Genomic DNA, 16,090 nt, shown 5'->3' with positions numbered 1-16,090 from the left:
AAATGAGCGTCAAACCACATCGTCCTTGATGCGGCGCGACTTCGGTCCGCGCACGGCGGCGATGCGCGCCTCGCTGCGCTCCTGCACGCGGCCGCTGAACCAGCCCTGCACATCCGCGCCAAAACCGGCCGGCGCGACACTGCCAAAACCTTGCGCCAAGTCAAGCAAGGTGGTCTTGCCCAGTTCGGCGCGCATGCTTTTCTCGGCGCGCAGCATGAGGGCATGGATGCCGCACACGCCGCTGGTCATCCAGCCGGGCGGCTCGCCTTCGTACAGGGTGCAGCGACTGCGGATCTGCTGGCAATCGAACAGGGGTTTCGGGCCTTCGATGGCATCCACCACGTCGAGCACACTGATGTCGCCGGGCGGGCGCGCCAGCTGATAACCGCCGCGTATGCCTTCCGACGCGGTCACGATGCCCGCCTTCTCCAGCTTGGGAAAGATTTTCGCCAGGAAGGAGACGGAAATACCCTGCAACTCCGCCAGGTCGCGGCTGCTGGCAGGCTCGGCAAGCGGCTGTGCCAGATATAGCAGGCAATGCAAGCCATACTCGGTGCCGCTTCCATAATGTGCCATGATGCCATTCCTCCGTTGCAAAACGGGGACTGTAGCACTCCCCGTTTGCAGCCGCAAGGCTACAGCGACAGCTCGAACGCCGGATCGGCGGCGGCCAGCGCCGCGGCACTATCGGCAGGCGGATAAATCACACGGCCATTGATGGCCACCTTCATGGCCTTGCCCTCGCTGCCCGTCAGCCACACCTTGCGCTCCCAGCCCTGCGTCACGACCGCACCCCATGCTCCGAGGTCCAGGCAGGTCACATAATAGGGTTGGCGGTAGGGCCGCGTGGCCAGTCCCAGCAGGTCAGCCACGGCATTGTCGCCCGAGGAGCGCCCAAGGAACATGGCGTGCTGGCAGCTCATCAGCGTGTGATTGCCTTCGTCATCCGTGGCGGCAACGGCGGCGTCGCCCGTGGCAAATACCCTGCCGGCACCAGGCACGCGCAAATCATGCGCCACCCGCAGGCGGCCCGCGGCGTCTTTCTCACCGGGAACCTGCGCCGTCAACGCACTGGCCCGCACGCCCGCCGTCCACACCACGGTGTGCGCTTCGATGCGCTCGCCATCGGCCGTCGTCAATCCATCCGCGTCGATGGCGGCCACCGCCGAACCGAGCCGGCATGCCACGCCCAGCTCCGCCAGCGCCTGCTCGATCACGGGGCGCGGTCCCGGCCCCAGATCCGGACCGATATCGGGCGCCCGCTCGACGATGATCACCTTGATATCGGCATCTTCGCCCAGGATGGCGCGCAGGCGGGCCGGCAGCTCGGCCGCCAGCTCGATGCCCGTGAAGCCGCCGCCGGCCACCACGACGGTATTGCGCGCGGCCGATGCGGGCCGGGCGGCCAGCGCATGCAGGTGCGCATCGAGCGCCACCGCTTCGCTGCGCTGGTCGGTGCCGAAGGCAAATTCTTGCAGGCCCGGAATATTCGGACGGAACAGGCTGCTACCGGCCGCCAGCACCAGGCGGTCATAGGCCAGGGTCGAACGGCTGCCGTCGGCAGCGACGATGTCGACTTCGTCGCTGTCGCTGCGAATGGCATCGACCTTGCCGGCGATGAAGCGCACGCCCGTCTCGTCAAACAGTTGCTGCAACGGCGCCACCATGCTGGCGGGCGCCGGTTCGTACAGGCGGGGGCGCATCGTCAGCATGGCTTCCGGCGCCACCAGCGCCACTTCGATCTCGCCTGCGGCAATGTTTTCCAGCCTTAGGCGACGCACGGCTGCCAGGGCACTCCACAATCCGGCAAAGCCGGCACCAATGATCAATACGCGCTGTGTCATGTTTTTCTCCTTGATTTGATAACGCAGACTATATCACTCCGCGTTATGAGTTGCAAGCTAACCCGCCAAAATCGCAACAGCCTGCCTTGCGGACTGTGCCGCACTCGCGTAGATTCGCGGCACGATGATGAGGGAAGGTCCCATGCAAGAGGAATTGGAAACATTGCTGGCAGCAGCGTTCAAGAGCGAGCGGGCACAGGCGCGCCGCCTGGCCGCGCTGGAAGGCATCGCGGGCGACGCGGCGCTGCGGCGGATACTGGAACAGGCATCCGGCACCTTGGGCCTGGCCGCCCTGCTGGCGGCGCGGCTGCAGGCGCACGCCGCCGAAGCGCAGCGCAAGGCGCAAAAGATCAGCGATCGCCAGCAGGCGCAGGCGGCGCGGCGGGTGATGGCCGTGCCGGCTTCGGCCTGGCGCGGCTGGTTCGACGGTTCCGCCCATCCGAACCCGGGCAAGCTGGGCATAGGCGCCCTGCTGCTGGGGCCAAACGGCGAGCGCATCGAAGTGAGCGAGGCTGCCGGCTATGGCAGCAGCAGCGACGCGGAATATGCGGCCCTGACGGCCGTGCTGCAGGCGGCACTCAAGGTGCGTCCGCCGCCCGTGCAACTGCTGCTGTACGGCGACAGCCAGGTGGTGATCAATGATGTGCTGGGAACGACGCCGCTGGGGGCCAAGGGACTGGAAACGCAAAGGGCCACCGTAGTGGCCCTGCTGGAACAATTTACTGATGTGAGCTTGCGCTGGCTGCCGCGCCACAGGAATGGCGAGGCGGACCGGCTGTCCCAGCTGGCCATTACCGGCTGGGTAGAAGAGGATTAAGCGGCGCGGCCGATCCGCAACGCTTCCTTCGGCTCTTTCGCCACCGGACGTTTCACCCCCTTCAATCCGCTGACACTGGCCTGCTGCCCGTTCAGCTTGAACACGCTGACCACTTGCGCCAGGTTGTGCGCCTGGTGCTGCATCGATTCGGCAGCGGCCGCCGACTCTTCCACCAGCGCCGCATTTTGCTGCGTGACGGCATCCATCTGGCCGATGGCGCGGTTGATCTCGTCGATGCCCACGCTTTGCTCGCTGCTGGCCGCCGTGATTTCCGTAATGATGTCGCTCACGCGCTGCACGCTGTCGACGATATCGTTCATGGTCGAACCGGCTTGCGCCACCAGCATGCTGCCCGCGTTGACTTGCTCGACCGACGCGCCGATCAGGGTCTTGATCTCTTTCGCCGCCGAAGCGGAACGCTGCGCCAGGTTGCGCACTTCGGACGCCACGACGGCAAAGCCACGGCCCTGCTCGCCCGCGCGGGCCGCTTCCACGGCCGCATTCAGGGCCAGGATATTCGTCTGGAAGGCGATGCCGTCAATCACACTGATGATGTCGACGATCTTGTTCGATGACGCATTGATCGATTCCATCGTGCCCACGACCTGCGCCACGACTTCGCCGCCCTTGACGGCCACTTGCGCCGCCGAGGCAGCCAATTGGTTCGCCTGGCGCGCATTGTCCGCGTTCTGCTTCACGGTCGAGGTCAGCTCTTCCATCGACGAGGCTGTTTCTTCCAAGGAACCGGCCTGCTCTTCCGTGCGGGAAGACAGGTCCTGGTTGCCGGCGGCAATTTCCGTCGACGAGGTGGCGATGCTGTCCGTGCCCGTGCGCACTTCGCTGACGATATTGAGCAGGCTCGTGTTCATGTCCTTCAGGGCCAGCAGCAGTTGCCCCGTTTCATCCTTGGCGCTGGCGTCGATCTGCGCCGTCAAGTCGCCATCGGCTACCTTGCGGGCGATGTCCACGGCCGTGCGCAAGGGGCGCACAATGCCCATCGTCAACAACCAGGCGCAGACGACGCCAAAGCCCAGCGCCAGCACGGCCAGGGTCAGCAGCAAGTTGCGGCTTGTCTTGGCGACCTCGTCGATCTCGCGCGCCGTCTTGTCAATGCTGGCGCGCTGGTGCTGCAGCATGTCGTTGACCACTTTCAGGTATTTCGTCGAACCGGGCACGAAGATGCCCTGGAACGCCTTTTCTGCCTCGGCTTCCTGTCCATCCGCCTTCAGCTTCGACACTTGCGCGCGCGAATCGAGGTAAACCTTGCGTTGTTCGCTCACCAGGCGGAACAGTTCCTTTTCTTCCGGGCTGGAAATCAAGGCTTCGATTTTCTTTTGCAATTCGCCCGATACGACGGACGATTGCTTGGCTTCTTCCGCAAAATACGCGCCCAGTGTGGTGTCGCTGCTGCGCGCGATGGCCGTGGTGCGGCGCACGCCGCTGTCGATCTTCGCGTACCAGTCGGAAATATAGCGTTCCTTCGCCAGCGGCAATTCCATCATGGTGCGCGTGGCCATGGCCACGTCATGCAAGCGCCACACGCTGATGCCGGTAATGAGCATGGAAAACAGCAAAATCACGGCAAAACCCAGGCCGAGGCGCACACCAATACTGACGTTTCTTAACAAATTCATGTGAATATCCTAAAAAAGCGGAACCAGACTATATAAAAGGGGACAGCAGAAAGCGGCTGCTCGGGGCAGCCGCGGCGCCATCAGCGTGTGCCGATGCGCAAGGTGGTTTTCGGCGCAGCCGGGCGTTTCAGCGCCTGCTGGCCAGTCAATTTGAAGACGCTGACGACTTGCGCCAGGTTGTGCGCCTGGTGCTGCATCGATTCGGCGGCGGCCGCCGATTCTTCCACCAGCGCCGCATTTTGCTGCGTGACGGCATCCATCTGGCCGATGGCGCGGTTGATCTCGTCGATACCCACGCTTTGCTCGCTGCTGGCCGCCGTGATTTCCGTGATGATGTCGCTCACGCGCTGCACGCTGTCGACGATATCGTTCATGGTCGAACCGGCTTGCGCCACCAGCATGCTGCCCGCGTTGACTTGCTCGACCGACGCGCCGATCAGGGTCTTGATCTCTTTCGCCGCCGAAGCGGAACGCTGCGCCAGGTTGCGCACTTCGGACGCCACGACGGCAAAGCCGCGGCCCTGCTCGCCCGCGCGGGCCGCTTCCACGGCCGCGTTCAAGGCCAGGATATTCGTCTGGAAGGCGATGCCATCGATGACGGAAATGATGTCGACGATCTTGTTCGATGACGCATTGATCGATTCCATCGTGCCCACGACCTGCGCCACGACTTCGCCGCCCTTGACGGCCACTTGTGCCGCCGAGGCCGCCAATTGGTTCGCCTGGCGCGCATTGTCCGCGTTCTGTTTCACGGTGCTGGTCAGCTCTTCCATCGACGAAGCCGTCTCTTCCAGCGAACCGGCCTGCTCTTCCGTGCGGGAAGACAGGTCCTGGTTGCCGGCGGCGATCTGCGTCGACGACGTGGCGATGCTGTCCGTGCCGCTGCGCACTTCACCGACGATGTTGAGCAGGCTGGTGTTCATGTCCTTCAGGGCCAGCAGCAGTTGCCCCGTTTCATCCTTGGCGCTGGCATCGATCTGCGCCGTCAAGTCGCCATCGGCCACCTTGCGGGCGATATCCACGGCCGTGCGCAGGGGACGCACGATGCCCATCGTCAAGACCCACGCGCAGACGACGCCAAAAGCCAGCGCCAGCGCGGCCAGCACCAGCATCAGGTTGCGGCTGGTATTGGCGACGGCGTCGATCTCGCGCGCCGTCGTATCGATGCTGGCGCGCTGGTGTTCCAGCAAGTCCTGCACCATCTTCTGGTACTTGGCGGCGGCCGGCACGAAGGTCTTTTCAAACACGTCATTGGCGGCATCGACCTGCGCTTCGCCCTTCAGCTTGTAGACCTGGTCGCGCGAGCTGATGTACACCTTGCGCTGTTCCAGCAAGCCAGCGAACATGGCTTTTTCTTCCGGCTTGTCGATCAGCGCCTCGATCTTCTTTTGCAGCTCGGCCGAACTGGACGACGAGACTTTCGATTCTTCGGCGAAATAGCCGCTGAGCGAGGTATCGCTGCTGCGGGCAATGGCGATGGTACGGCGCACGGCGCTGTCGATACGGCCATACCAGTCGGAAATATAGCGTTCCTTGGCCAGCGGCTGCTCCATCATGACACGCGTGGCGCTGGCCACGTCGTGCAGGCGCCAGACGCTGATGCCCGTAATGAGCATGGAAAACAGCAAAATCACGGCAAAACCGAGTCCGAGGCGGACACCGATGCTGACGTTGCGTAATAAATTCATGTGACTATCCTAAAAAGCCCTGCCGTCAGCCTGATAACAAGCTGACGATCTCGCTCATGGGCGGGCGCTGGTTGGCCGCTGTAGCGAATTGGCGTGACAAGTGAAACTGGCGCACGGTTCGGCTGAACCGTGCGCCAGGAAATGCGCTAGCGTGCGCCTTGCAGAAAAAGCAAACAATGCTTGGGGTCAATTGTTTCTAAAAAACCCTTTCGGCACCGGGGTGTCAGGACATGTTCAGGGCAAGGCGCGTGGCCGAAGGCAGTACGAATGTACGGCGAGGCAACGCGGCCCTGGACTTTTCCTGGCGGCCTAGGCGGCCAGCTTCTCGATCAAACCCATGTCGGCGCTGGACATCAGCTGGTCGATATCGACCAGAATCAGCATGCGCTCGTCGATGGTGCCCAGGCCGATCACGTATTCCGTGTTGATCGAACGGCCCATGTCCGGCGCCGGCTTGATCTGCTCCGGCATCAGGGTGGTGACGTCGGAGACGCGGTCGACGACCATGCCGACGACGCGGTTGCCGATATTGAGGATGATGACAACGGTAAACTGGTCATAGCTGGGCGTGCCCAGGTTGAACTTGATGCGCATGTCGACGATCGGCACGATGATGCCGCGCAGGTTGACCACGCCCTTGACGAACTCGGGGGCGTTGGCGATGCGGGTCGGCGTTTCATAGCTGCGGATTTCGCTGACTTTCTGGATGTCGATGCCATACTCTTCCTGGCCCAGGGTAAAAGCCAGGTACTCGGCAGCCTTGGCAACGGTTGCGCCAGTGTCGCTGGAAATGGTGCTCATGATAATCCTTTAGTTAAATCGCCCAAGGGCGCAGGCCACGGCACGCTGCACGCAGGCCTTGGACGTGACAAGAGCCATCCGCAAGGTATGGCTCCTACTTGTATGTTTTGCAAATACTTTCTTGCAATTAGCTTATGCTTCTAATTTCCATGCGGCAATGTTACCCCATGTAAATTTTACATGCACTAAAAAAGAGCGTCTGCCGACCTGCCTCGTTATCAAAGGGGAAATTACGTGGCAAAAACGGCACGCTGCATGGCACTCGCCGGACCGCAAATGCAGGTGCCTGCACTGCCAAGCTCGCCGTTTTATGCCACACTTGCGGCCTTTGCCTTTTAGAAGTTCGAACCATGCAATCCTTGCTTTCCCAATGGCAACCACGCCTGCTGGCGCTGGCCACGGCCGGCCTGGGCGATGACAGCGCCCACGACATCAACCACCTGCAACGCGTCTGGCGCAATGCCAGTGTCTTGCTGCAGAACCATGCGGAAGCGGACGCCCTCACCGTGATGGCCGCCTGCTATCTGCACGACCTGGTCAACCTGCCGAAAAACCATCCCGAGCGCCACCTGGCCTCGCGCCAGGCGGCAGCACTGGCTTGCCGCCAATTGGCGGAACTGGATTTCCCATCAGAAAAACTGGCCGGCGTGGCACACGCCATCGAGACGCACAGTTTTTCCGCCAACTTGCCGCCGCACACCATCGAAGCGCAAATCGTGCAGGATGCCGACCGCATCGACGCGCTGGGCGCCGTGGGACTGGCACGCCTGTTTTACACGGCGGCGCGCATGGATAGCGCGCTGGCGCATGGCAGCGATCCGCTGGCAGCCCATCGCCCGCTCGACGACAAGGCATACGCGCTCGACCATATCGTCACCAAACTCGACAAACTGCCCGGCAAGATGCAGACGGCGGCAGGCCGCGCGCTGGCCGAACAGCGGCTGGCCGTGCTGACGGATTTCCGCGCCGCCTTTGCCGGCGAGTGGGGTATTAGTACATAAACCCTGGTGGCGATAGCCAGCATGGCCCATGCTGTCTATAATGCAAGGCTCAGCTATCGCGCCGCGCGTCAGCAGAAACCTGCAACGCGCCGGCGCAACGCCAACAACTGAACCCCGCCAGCCGCACGGCGGCGCGGGGTGCGCGCCGAAAGCATGCATGTCCGATAAAACCAGCACCGACAGCCCTTCCCCGTCATCGCCCGCCGCGCCCGCGCGCGCCGGCAACCTCAATTTCATCCTCGTCTGCGTCTTCATCGACATGCTGGGCATCGGCCTGGTGGTGCCCGTGCTGCCCATCCTGATCGGCAACTTTGTCGACGGCAAGGATGCCCAGGCGTTCTGGTACGGCATCATGGCAGCCCTCTTCGGCTTGCTGCAATTCATCTTCATGCCCATGCTGGGCGCCATCAGCGACCGCGTGGGACGCCGTCCCGTGCTGCTGTACTCGATGGCCGGCATGGGCATCAACTTTCTCGCCACGGGCTGGGCGCCGAACCTGGCCTGCCTGTTCATTGGCAGGGTTATCGGCGGCGTCTCGTCGGCCAGCATGTCGGTCGCGTCCGCCTACGCCTCCGACGTGTCCACGCCGGACAACCGCGCCAAGAGCTTCGGCAAGATCGGCGCCGCTTTCGGCCTGGGTTTCATTTGCGGCCCCATGCTGGGCGGCCTGCTGGGCGAAATCGATCTGCGCCTGCCGTTCTACGTGGCGGCGGGCCTGTCGGCGGCCAATTTCATCTATGGCTATTTCTGCGTGCCCGAATCGCTGCAGCCGGGCCCGCGCGCACCGTTCACCCTGGCGCGCATCAATCCGTTTGCCGCCCTGCTGAAGCTGGTGCGCCGCGTGGAAATCCGCGGCCTGGTACTGGCTTTCGGCCTGATGACGTTTGCGCAAATGATGCTCAACACCACCTGGGTGCTGTACACGCATTTCCGTTTCGACTGGACGCCGCGCCAGAACGGCATCGCCCTGTTCTGCGTGGGCCTGTGCGCGGCCGTCGTGCAGGCGGGCTTGCTGGGCATACTCATCAAGCGCTTCGGCGAGGTGCGGTTGTCGCTGCTGGGCATGGCTTCGGGCGCCCTCACCTATTTGCTGTACGGCCTGGCGACGCAGGGCTGGATGATGTATGCGCTGATCCTCTGCAACCTGCTGGCCTTTGCCGCCGGACCGGCCCTGCAAGGCATCATCTCGAAATCATCGAACGCCAGCGAACAGGGAGAACTGATGGGCTCCCTGCAATCGATCAGCAGCCTGGGCATCATCATGATGCCTTTGCTGGGCAGCATGATTCTCGGCAAAGTGAGCCATTTGCCGCCGCAGGACTGGCGCATCGGCAGCACTTTCTACCTGTGCGCGATCATGCAAATTCTGGCCATCCTGGTGGCCTGGCGCTACTTCAAGGCGCAACGCGAGGCAAGACTTATGGTTTCCACCACAAAGTAGTCAGCGGGATAATGTTGTATTTGGGAAATAAATAGGCGAGAATGGGATAATCAGCGGGGTGTTACCGATGCCCGGCATTCGATGGTGAGCAAGGATGGGTATGACTGACTTTTATTCCAGCGCCTGGCGCCGAACCGTGGCCATGCTGGCGCTGGCGCTGCCGCCGCTGGCGGGCGCGCAATGTTCGCGCGACATCCAGGTGCCCGTCTCGGCCATCGGCGCCAGCGTGGTGGTCAATGGCGCCACGATCGGCGGCATCTATCCCGACTTGCTGCGCAGCATGGGCGCCAAGCTCGGCTGCAATTTCATCTTTACGGCCGTGCCCCGCGCGCGCCTGGAAGCGATGTTCGAGGCGGGCAAGGCCGACTTGCTGATCCCCGCCAGCAGCACCTTGCGGCGCGACCAGCATGGCTTGTTCATCCCCATGCTGGGCAGCCGCCCCCTGCTGATCTCGCTACAGGGCGCGCGCGCGCCCATCAACACCATGCAGGAACTGATCGAGCGGCGCGAATTGCGCGTGGCGCTCGTGCGCGGCTACGACTATGGCGCACCGTACCAGGCGCTGGCGAAGGAACTGAGCAGCCAGGGACGCCTGTTCTACGAAGTCGACGCGCTCTCCGTGGCGCGCCTGATGCAAAGCGGCTTCATCGATGCCACCATCATGAGCCCCACCATCCTGGCAGGCGTGGCGCAGAACGATGCGCGCGTGTATGGCCTGGCCGACCGCTTGCGCCTGGAAGCGCTGCCGGAATTACCTTGGGGCATGAGCGGCGTCTACCTGTCGCGCAAATCCCTCACGGCGGAAGACCAGGCCACCCTGCGCGACCTGCTGGACAAGGCGGGGCGCTCGGGTTCCGTGATGGAAGGCTTCCAGCGCCATCACCGCCAGGAATTGCTGTCGCTGAGCATACGCCCCCGCTAAGGCCTGCATGTCCGGTCTGGTCGTCGCCGTCGTCCTGTTTGCCGCCCTGCTGCACGCCAGCTGGAACGCCATCGTCAAGTCCGGCAAGGATACCTTTCTCAGCACGGTGCTCGTCTCCGTCGGCGCGGCCCTGATTTCACTGGCCGTCTTGCCCTTTGTTCATGCTCCCGCACCCGCCAGCTGGCCCTACCTGGCCGCCTCGGCCGTGGCGCAGCTGGCCTATTACTCGCTGCTGGCGGCCGCCTACAAGGCGGGCGACATGAGCCATGCCTATCCCCTGATGCGCGGCAGCGCGCCGCTTATCGTCGCGCTGGCCAGCTGGCCGCTGATCGGCGAGCGCCTGTCCGCCATGCAGATGGGCGCCGTCGCCTGCATCTGCGCGGGGATCCTCGGCCTGTATGTTGCCGCGCGCACGAGCGCCATCGGCACGGTGCCGAAAAGCACGGGGCGCGCCACCGCCTTTGCACTGGGCAACGCCTGCGTCATCGCCAGCTATACCCTGATCGACGGCATCGGCGTGCGCCTGTCCGGCGCGCCAGCCGCCTACACGATGTGGATTTTTGTCTTGAACGGAACCGGATTGCTGCTGTGGACGGCGTTGCGCCGTCCCGCCGATTTGCTTGCGTATGCGCAAACGCAATGGCGCCTGGCCGCCGTTGGCGGTTTCGGCACCCTCGCCTCGTATGGCCTGGCCCTGTGGGCCATGACGCAGGCGCCCGTGGCCGCCATCGCCGCCCTGCGCGAAACATCGATTTTGTTCGCCATCGCCATTGCGGCCCTGTTCCTGCGCGAAACAATCAGCCCCCGCCGCTATCTGGCCATCGCCCTGATCGCGGCGGGCGCCATGCTGATGCGAATGGCCTAGCGGGCGTCGAGCGGCGCCATCGGCAACTCGATTGCGCTGGCCGCCCCTGTCGCGTGGTACACGCGCTGCGTCGCCTTTCTATAATGGCCTGGATCGGCCAGGAAGATGTTCGGCACGTAGTTTTGCGGATTGCGGTCGTACAGGGGGAACCAGCTCGACTGTACTTGCACGGCGATGCGGTGGCCGGGCAGGAAGACGTGATTCGCGTTCGGCAAGGCGAAGCGGTAGCGCTGCACTTGGCCCGCCGGTATCGGCGTCGGGTGCTCGAAGCTGTCGCGGTAGCGCCCGCGGAAGATATCCATCGCCACGCCCAGCTGATACCCGCCCATGGCCGGCTGCGACGGCACCTCATCCGGATACACGTCGATCAGTTTCACCACCCAGTCCGCATCCGTGCCGCTGGTGGCGGCAAACAGGTTGACCATCGGCGCGCCAGCGATGCGCACGGCCGTTTTCAACGGTTCGGAAACATAGCTGAGCACGTCCGTGCGGTCCGCGTAGCCGCGCTGGTCGCTGACCAGCCATGGCTTCCACACGTCGCCATCGTTCAGGCGCACGGGACGGGGCACGAAAGGCACGGGCTTGGCGGGATCGGCCACGTATTCATCGAAGGCGCCTTCAGCCGCATCCGCAGCGCCCGATGGCGCCGCAAAGCCCAGCTTGTAGCCATCCTGCAGGTAGATCGGCGTCAGCTTCGTGTCGCAGGTCTCGCAAGCCAGCGGCCACTGCTGCAGGCGCTGCCACTGATTCGTGCCGCTCTGGTACGACACCACGGGCGCCGTATTCGCGTCCGGCGCGCCATCCTTCAGGTATTGATTGAGGAATGGCTGCATGACTTTTTCGCGGAACTGGCGCGCCGTGTCGCCGTCAAACTTCAGGGCGCCCAGGCTGGAACCGTCATAGTTGACGCCGCTATGGCGCCACGGGCCGATGGCCAGGTAATTGAGGTTGTTGCGCTTGTCGCGTCCCTCCATCGCCCAATAGGTGGCGTAGGGGCCATAGATATCTTCCTGGTCCCACTGCCCCACCACGTGCATGGTGGGCACGATCAACGGGCGTTTCGCGAGGATCTTGTCGAGCGCCTGTTCTTGCCAGTAACTGTCGTAGGCCGGATGTTCGAACAGCTTTTTCGTGTACGTCAGCTTGTCGATGCCGAATTTTTTCGCGTAGTCACCGGCCGAGCCGATGCGCAGATACGCGTCGTAATCGTCGTAGACGCCCAGCGCCGGCGATTCGCCGCCGCCGCGCACGCTCGTCTGTCCCGCGATGTACGACAGGCTGGGCATGCGGAAGGCGCCGTTATGGAACCAGTCGTCGCCGCGCCAGCCATCGACCATGGCGCTCATGGGAATGGCCACCTTCAGGGCCGGATGCGGGTCGACCAGGGCCATCAGCACCGTATGCCCCTCGTACGAGGAACCGAGCATGCCCACCTTGCCATTCGTTTCCGGCACGTTTTTGACGAGCCAGTCGATGGTGTCCCACGCATCGGTCACGTTGTCGACCTTGGTATTGTTCAGCGGACCGCGCACGGGGCGCGTCATGACGTAATCGCCTTCCGAGCCATACTTGCCGCGCACGTCCTGGAACACGCGAATGTAGCCGTTTTCCACCAGGGTGTCGTCGCCCAGCGGCAAAGTGACCAGCATGCTGGGGCTGGCGGCGCGCTGGGCGCGGCGGGCCGCATTGTACGGCGTGCGCGTGAGCATGATCGGCGCTTTTTGCGCGCCTTTCGGCACGACGATCACCGTGTACAGCTTGACGCCGTCGCGCATGGGGATCATCACCACGCGCTTGACGTAGTCATTCATGTCGGGCATCACCAGCTTGGCGCCGATATCGGGCGTCATCGGCGGCGTTTGCGCCATCGCCGGTACTGCAAACAAGGAACTGATAACAAAAGCCAGACCGGTGAGCCGGACGGGGGACGACACGCGCATACTGTTCTCCAATGATTCATGCCACGCAAAAGTGGCCGAACGGCAATAGTACCCGGAAAGCAAGTTCCGCATAAGGCTAGCCTCTGACGCAGCGCAGCAGATAAATCGGGGTGCAAACTTGACAGAACGCGTGCGAACTGCAACCATAACGCCATGAAATTTATTCATTCACAACACGCCTGCTTGAATTGGTGGTCCCGCTCACTTTCGCGCGGCCACTGCATAGTGATGTGAATTATGATCAACGCCGCCTCGATCGGTGGCGTAACAGGCTCAGCCTGGATCATCCCCGATGCAGGCGGCTCGAAAGGAAACTTGATGAGCTTGCCTAACACCCCCGATACCCCCGACACCGAGAATACCCCGGCCGCGCCGCTGTCCGCCGCCGCCATCGCGTCGCAATCCGTGATCCTGACGGGCGACCGCCCGACCGGCCCCTTGCACCTGGGCCACTACGTGGGCAGCCTGCGCGACCGCGTCCGCTACCAGAACAGCTACAAGCAATTCATCATGCTGGCCGACGCCCAGGCGCTGACGGACAATATGGAAGACATCGACAAGGTGCACCGCAATGTCGTCGAAGTGGCGCTCGATTACCTGGCCGTCGGCATCGACCCGACGAAGACCACGGTATTCATCCAGTCGCAAATCCCGGAACTGGCCGAACTGACGTTTTACTATCTGAACATCGTCACCGTGGCGCGCCTCGAGCGCAATCCCACCGTCAAGGAAGAAATCCGCCTGCGCGGCTTCGAGCGCGACATCCCGGCCGGCTTTTTGACCTATCCTGCCAGCCAGGCGGCCGACATCACGGCATTCAAGGCGGGCGTGGTACCCGTGGGCGAAGACCAGATCCCGATGATCGAGCAAACGAATGAAATCGTGCGCCGCTTCAACCGCATGTACAACCGCGAAGTGCTGATGGAATGCAAGGCGCTGGTACCCGACATCGGCCGCCTGCCCGGCATCGACGGCAAGGCGAAGATGAGCAAGTCGCTGGGCAACACCATCAACCTGGGTGCGACCTCGGCCGAAATCACGGCCGCCGTGAAAAAAGTCTATACCGACCCGCTGCACCTGCGCGTGGAAGACCCGGGCCACCTGGAAGGCAACATCGCGTTTACCTACCTGGACGCTTTCGATCCGGAAAAAGCGGCGCTGGCCGAAATGAAGGCCCATTATGTGCGTGGCGGCCTGGGCGACAGCATTGTCAAGAAGCGCCTGGATGTAGTCTTGCAGGAAATGCTGGCGCCGATCCGAGCCCGCCGCGAAGAATTCGCCAAGGACAAGGGCCAGGTCATCCAGATGCTGAAGGAAGGCACCTTCAAGGCACGCGAAGTGGCGGCCCGCACGGCCGATGAAGTCAAGTCGGCGCTGGGCCTGAACTACTTCTGATCACCAGCAGTCATAGCAAACTGATATAGCAAACTGATGCGCCCAGGCGGAGTCGGGTAAAATCCCGCTTTCGCCTGGGCGCAATTCGTTTGTCACCGTGGCATCAGCAATCCGTAGAGAAGACAACGCGCCATGACCGATACCCCTATCGAACAGCTGCTGCAGCAGCATTTTTCCATCGATGCGCTGCAACGCTCGCCCGCGCCCCTGCAGCAGGCGCTGGGCATGCTGGGCGGCTGGCTGGCCGCCGAACGCGACACGCCCTATCCGCACACGCCGTATGCGCAATTGCTGACGCAACTGTCCGATACTTGCCTGCCCGCGCACGGCATGCCCGTGGCGGATTTCCTGCAAGAACTCGATACCACCGTGCTGGCCAATACGGCCCAGCTGAACCACCCGCAATACATCGGCCACATGACGCAGGCCCTGCCGTGGATCAGCGTGCTGGCCGAAGCGTTTACGGCGACCCTGAACCAGAACCAGGTCAAGATCGAGACGGCGTATGTGTCGACCCTGATCGAAAAGCAGATCCTCGGCTGGCTGCACCGCCAGGTGTACCAGCAGGCCGATAGCGTCTACGCGCAGGCGATGGCGGCCACCAGCGGCGCGCTGGGCAATGTCGTCAATGGCGGCACCATGGGCAACTTGACGGCCCTGGCCGTAGCGCTGGAACGGCAGTTGCCCGGCACGCGCAAACGGGGCCTGTTTGCCGCCATGCAGGATTCCAGCTACGCGGGGCTGGCCGTGATCGGCTCGGCCCGCAGCCATTACTCCGTGAAAAAGGCGCTGGCGACCCTGGGCCTCGGCGAAAACGCCTTGCACCTGGTGGCCGTCGACCGCGACAACCGCATCGATATCGCCGCGCTGGAAGCGACCATTGCCGACTTGAAATTGCGCAAGATCAAGGTCGTCGCCATGATCGGCATCGCCGGCACGACGGAAACGGGCGCCATCGATCCATTGGCCGCCATGGCGGCCATTGCCGCGCGGGAAAGCATCTGGTTCCACGTGGATGCGGCCTGGGGCGGCGCCCTCCTGATCGCGGAACAGTACCGCGCCCTGTACGACGGGATTGCCCTGGCCGACTCCGTCGTCATCGACGGGCATAAATTGCTGTGGGTGCCGATGGCGCAAAGCATGGTGCTGTTCAAGGATAGCGCCAGCCTGAACTTGCTGAAACACAACGCCAACTACATCTTGCGCGACAATTCGGGCGACCTGGGCCAGACCTCGCTGGAAGGCTCGCGCCGCTTCGATGCCTTGAAACTGTGGACGTCGTTCAAGGTGCTGGGCGTATCCGGCTACACGACCTTGCTGCGGCAGGCGGCCACCCTGTCCGGCCAGCTGCAGGACTTGCTGGCCGACCAGCAGGATTTCGAGCTCGTCACGCGCTCCGACACCTTCATCCTGACCTACCGCTATGCGCCCGCGCACTTGCGCCAGCGCATGGACAGCTTGCTGGCCGGCGGCCAGGAGGACGCGGCGGCCGAACTGAACAAACAGCTGAACACCTTGAACGCCAAGCTGCAAAACCGGCAAAAGGCGCAAGGCCACAGTTTTGTGTCGCGCACGGTACTGGAATCGACGCGCTACCCTGGCCCGACCAACGTGCTGCGCGTGGTCATGACCAACGTCAAGACGCGCCCCCACCACCTGCGCGCCATCCTGGACGAGCAGCGCGCCATCGGCCAAACGCTGGTGGCGGAACTGGGCTTGTAAGGAAACACCCACCGATCAGC

Annotated in this window: 13 protein-coding genes; 7 read left to right on the top strand and 6 right to left on the bottom strand. The window is 63.1% G+C overall.

The genetic code is table 11. The annotated features are described in order from the left end of the window. Window positions 1-9 precede the first annotated feature (9 nt). Both CSQ91_RS04255 and CSQ91_RS04250 read right to left on the bottom strand, forming a co-directional pair. Entirely contained in the window at window positions 10-576 is a 567-nt protein-coding gene (locus CSQ91_RS04255) for an RrF2 family transcriptional regulator (protein ID WP_070257404.1), read from the bottom strand. A 59-nt stretch (window positions 577-635) separates the two neighbouring features. Then, complete coding sequence (locus CSQ91_RS04250) at window positions 636-1,844, bottom strand: NAD(P)/FAD-dependent oxidoreductase (protein ID WP_099387459.1); 1,209 nt, start codon at window positions 1,842-1,844, stop codon at window positions 636-638. A 142-nt stretch (window positions 1,845-1,986) separates the two neighbouring features. On the opposite strand from CSQ91_RS04250, the gene CSQ91_RS04245 reads away from it, so the two are divergent. Beyond that, entirely contained in the window at window positions 1,987-2,661 is a 675-nt protein-coding gene (locus tag CSQ91_RS04245; protein ID WP_099387458.1) for a ribonuclease HI family protein, read from the top strand. Here the strand turns inward: CSQ91_RS04245 and CSQ91_RS04240 are convergent. From CSQ91_RS04240 to CSQ91_RS04230, 3 genes are all read right to left on the bottom strand, one after another. Continuing rightward, window positions 2,658-4,295 (bottom strand): methyl-accepting chemotaxis protein, encoded by a 1,638-nt coding sequence (locus tag CSQ91_RS04240; protein WP_099387457.1) that lies wholly within the window; start codon window positions 4,293-4,295, stop codon window positions 2,658-2,660. The two genes, CSQ91_RS04245 and CSQ91_RS04240, sit on opposite strands and share 4 nt — an antisense overlap. A gap of 80 nt (window positions 4,296-4,375) precedes the next feature. Continuing rightward, window positions 4,376-5,983, bottom strand: coding sequence for a methyl-accepting chemotaxis protein (locus CSQ91_RS04235; protein WP_099387456.1), 1,608 nt, complete (start codon window positions 5,981-5,983; stop codon window positions 4,376-4,378). A 309-nt stretch (window positions 5,984-6,292) separates the two neighbouring features. After that, window positions 6,293-6,784 (bottom strand): chemotaxis protein CheW, encoded by a 492-nt coding sequence (locus CSQ91_RS04230; RefSeq protein ID WP_034784183.1) that lies wholly within the window; start codon window positions 6,782-6,784, stop codon window positions 6,293-6,295. A gap of 350 nt (window positions 6,785-7,134) precedes the next feature. Between CSQ91_RS04230 and CSQ91_RS04225 the strand changes: the two genes are divergently transcribed. From CSQ91_RS04225 to CSQ91_RS04210, 4 genes are all read left to right on the top strand, one after another. After that, complete coding sequence (locus tag CSQ91_RS04225; protein ID WP_070257408.1) at window positions 7,135-7,785, top strand: HD domain-containing protein; 651 nt, start codon at window positions 7,135-7,137, stop codon at window positions 7,783-7,785. Between the two features lie 157 nt (window positions 7,786-7,942). Beyond that, window positions 7,943-9,226: a TCR/Tet family MFS transporter gene (locus CSQ91_RS04220; RefSeq protein ID WP_034784187.1), complete on the top strand. Its 1,284-nt coding sequence runs from the start codon at window positions 7,943-7,945 to the stop codon at window positions 9,224-9,226. Window positions 9,227-9,326: 100 nt separating this feature from the next. Next, window positions 9,327-10,148 (top strand): substrate-binding periplasmic protein, encoded by an 822-nt coding sequence (locus CSQ91_RS04215; RefSeq protein ID WP_034784189.1) that lies wholly within the window; start codon window positions 9,327-9,329, stop codon window positions 10,146-10,148. Between the two features lie 7 nt (window positions 10,149-10,155). Next, on the top strand, window positions 10,156-11,013 hold the full coding sequence (locus CSQ91_RS04210) for a DMT family transporter (RefSeq protein ID WP_099387455.1): 858 nt from the start codon (window positions 10,156-10,158) through the stop codon (window positions 11,011-11,013). Here CSQ91_RS04210 and CSQ91_RS04205 read toward each other — a convergent pair. Further along, window positions 11,010-12,899: a CocE/NonD family hydrolase gene (locus CSQ91_RS04205; RefSeq protein WP_257217214.1), complete on the bottom strand. Its 1,890-nt coding sequence runs from the start codon at window positions 12,897-12,899 to the stop codon at window positions 11,010-11,012. The genes CSQ91_RS04210 and CSQ91_RS04205 overlap by 4 nt on opposite strands. A gap of 372 nt (window positions 12,900-13,271) precedes the next feature. Here CSQ91_RS04205 and trpS point away from each other — a divergent pair, with 372 nt between their 5' ends. Beyond that, window positions 13,272-14,348 (top strand): tryptophan--tRNA ligase, encoded by a 1,077-nt coding sequence (gene trpS / locus CSQ91_RS04200; RefSeq protein ID WP_225317293.1) that lies wholly within the window; start codon window positions 13,272-13,274, stop codon window positions 14,346-14,348. A gap of 132 nt (window positions 14,349-14,480) precedes the next feature. Continuing rightward, entirely contained in the window at window positions 14,481-16,070 is a 1,590-nt protein-coding gene (locus CSQ91_RS04195; RefSeq protein ID WP_099387454.1) for a pyridoxal-dependent decarboxylase, read from the top strand. Window positions 16,071-16,090 lie beyond the last annotated feature (20 nt).

The organism is Janthinobacterium sp. BJB301 (genome assembly GCF_002735685.1).
In the GTDB taxonomy this organism is placed as follows: Bacteria; Pseudomonadota; Gammaproteobacteria; order Burkholderiales; family Burkholderiaceae_D; genus Janthinobacterium; species Janthinobacterium lividum.
The sequence above is the reverse complement of the archived record's forward strand: the minus strand, read 5'-3'. Positions and strand labels throughout refer to the sequence as shown.

Coding starts and splice junctions, on each gene's coding strand:
- CSQ91_RS04250 (WP_099387459.1), bottom strand. CDS start 1,844: ATGACACAGCGCGTATTGATCATTGGTGCCGGCTTTGCCGGATTGTGG.
- CSQ91_RS04210 (WP_099387455.1), top strand. CDS start 10,156: ATGTCCGGTCTGGTCGTCGCCGTCGTCCTGTTTGCCGCCCTGCTGCAC.
- CSQ91_RS04195 (WP_099387454.1), top strand. CDS start 14,481: ATGACCGATACCCCTATCGAACAGCTGCTGCAGCAGCATTTTTCCATC.
- CSQ91_RS04225 (WP_070257408.1), top strand. CDS start 7,135: ATGCAATCCTTGCTTTCCCAATGGCAACCACGCCTGCTGGCGCTGGCC.
- trpS (WP_225317293.1), top strand. CDS start 13,272: ATGAGCTTGCCTAACACCCCCGATACCCCCGACACCGAGAATACCCCG.
- CSQ91_RS04255 (WP_070257404.1), bottom strand. CDS start 576: ATGGCACATTATGGAAGCGGCACCGAGTATGGCTTGCATTGCCTGCTA.
- CSQ91_RS04235 (WP_099387456.1), bottom strand. CDS start 5,983: ATGAATTTATTACGCAACGTCAGCATCGGTGTCCGCCTCGGACTCGGT.
- CSQ91_RS04230 (WP_034784183.1), bottom strand. CDS start 6,784: ATGAGCACCATTTCCAGCGACACTGGCGCAACCGTTGCCAAGGCTGCC.
- CSQ91_RS04240 (WP_099387457.1), bottom strand. CDS start 4,295: ATGAATTTGTTAAGAAACGTCAGTATTGGTGTGCGCCTCGGCCTGGGT.
- CSQ91_RS04245 (WP_099387458.1), top strand. CDS start 1,987: ATGCAAGAGGAATTGGAAACATTGCTGGCAGCAGCGTTCAAGAGCGAG.
- CSQ91_RS04215 (WP_034784189.1), top strand. CDS start 9,327: ATGACTGACTTTTATTCCAGCGCCTGGCGCCGAACCGTGGCCATGCTG.
- CSQ91_RS04220 (WP_034784187.1), top strand. CDS start 7,943: ATGTCCGATAAAACCAGCACCGACAGCCCTTCCCCGTCATCGCCCGCC.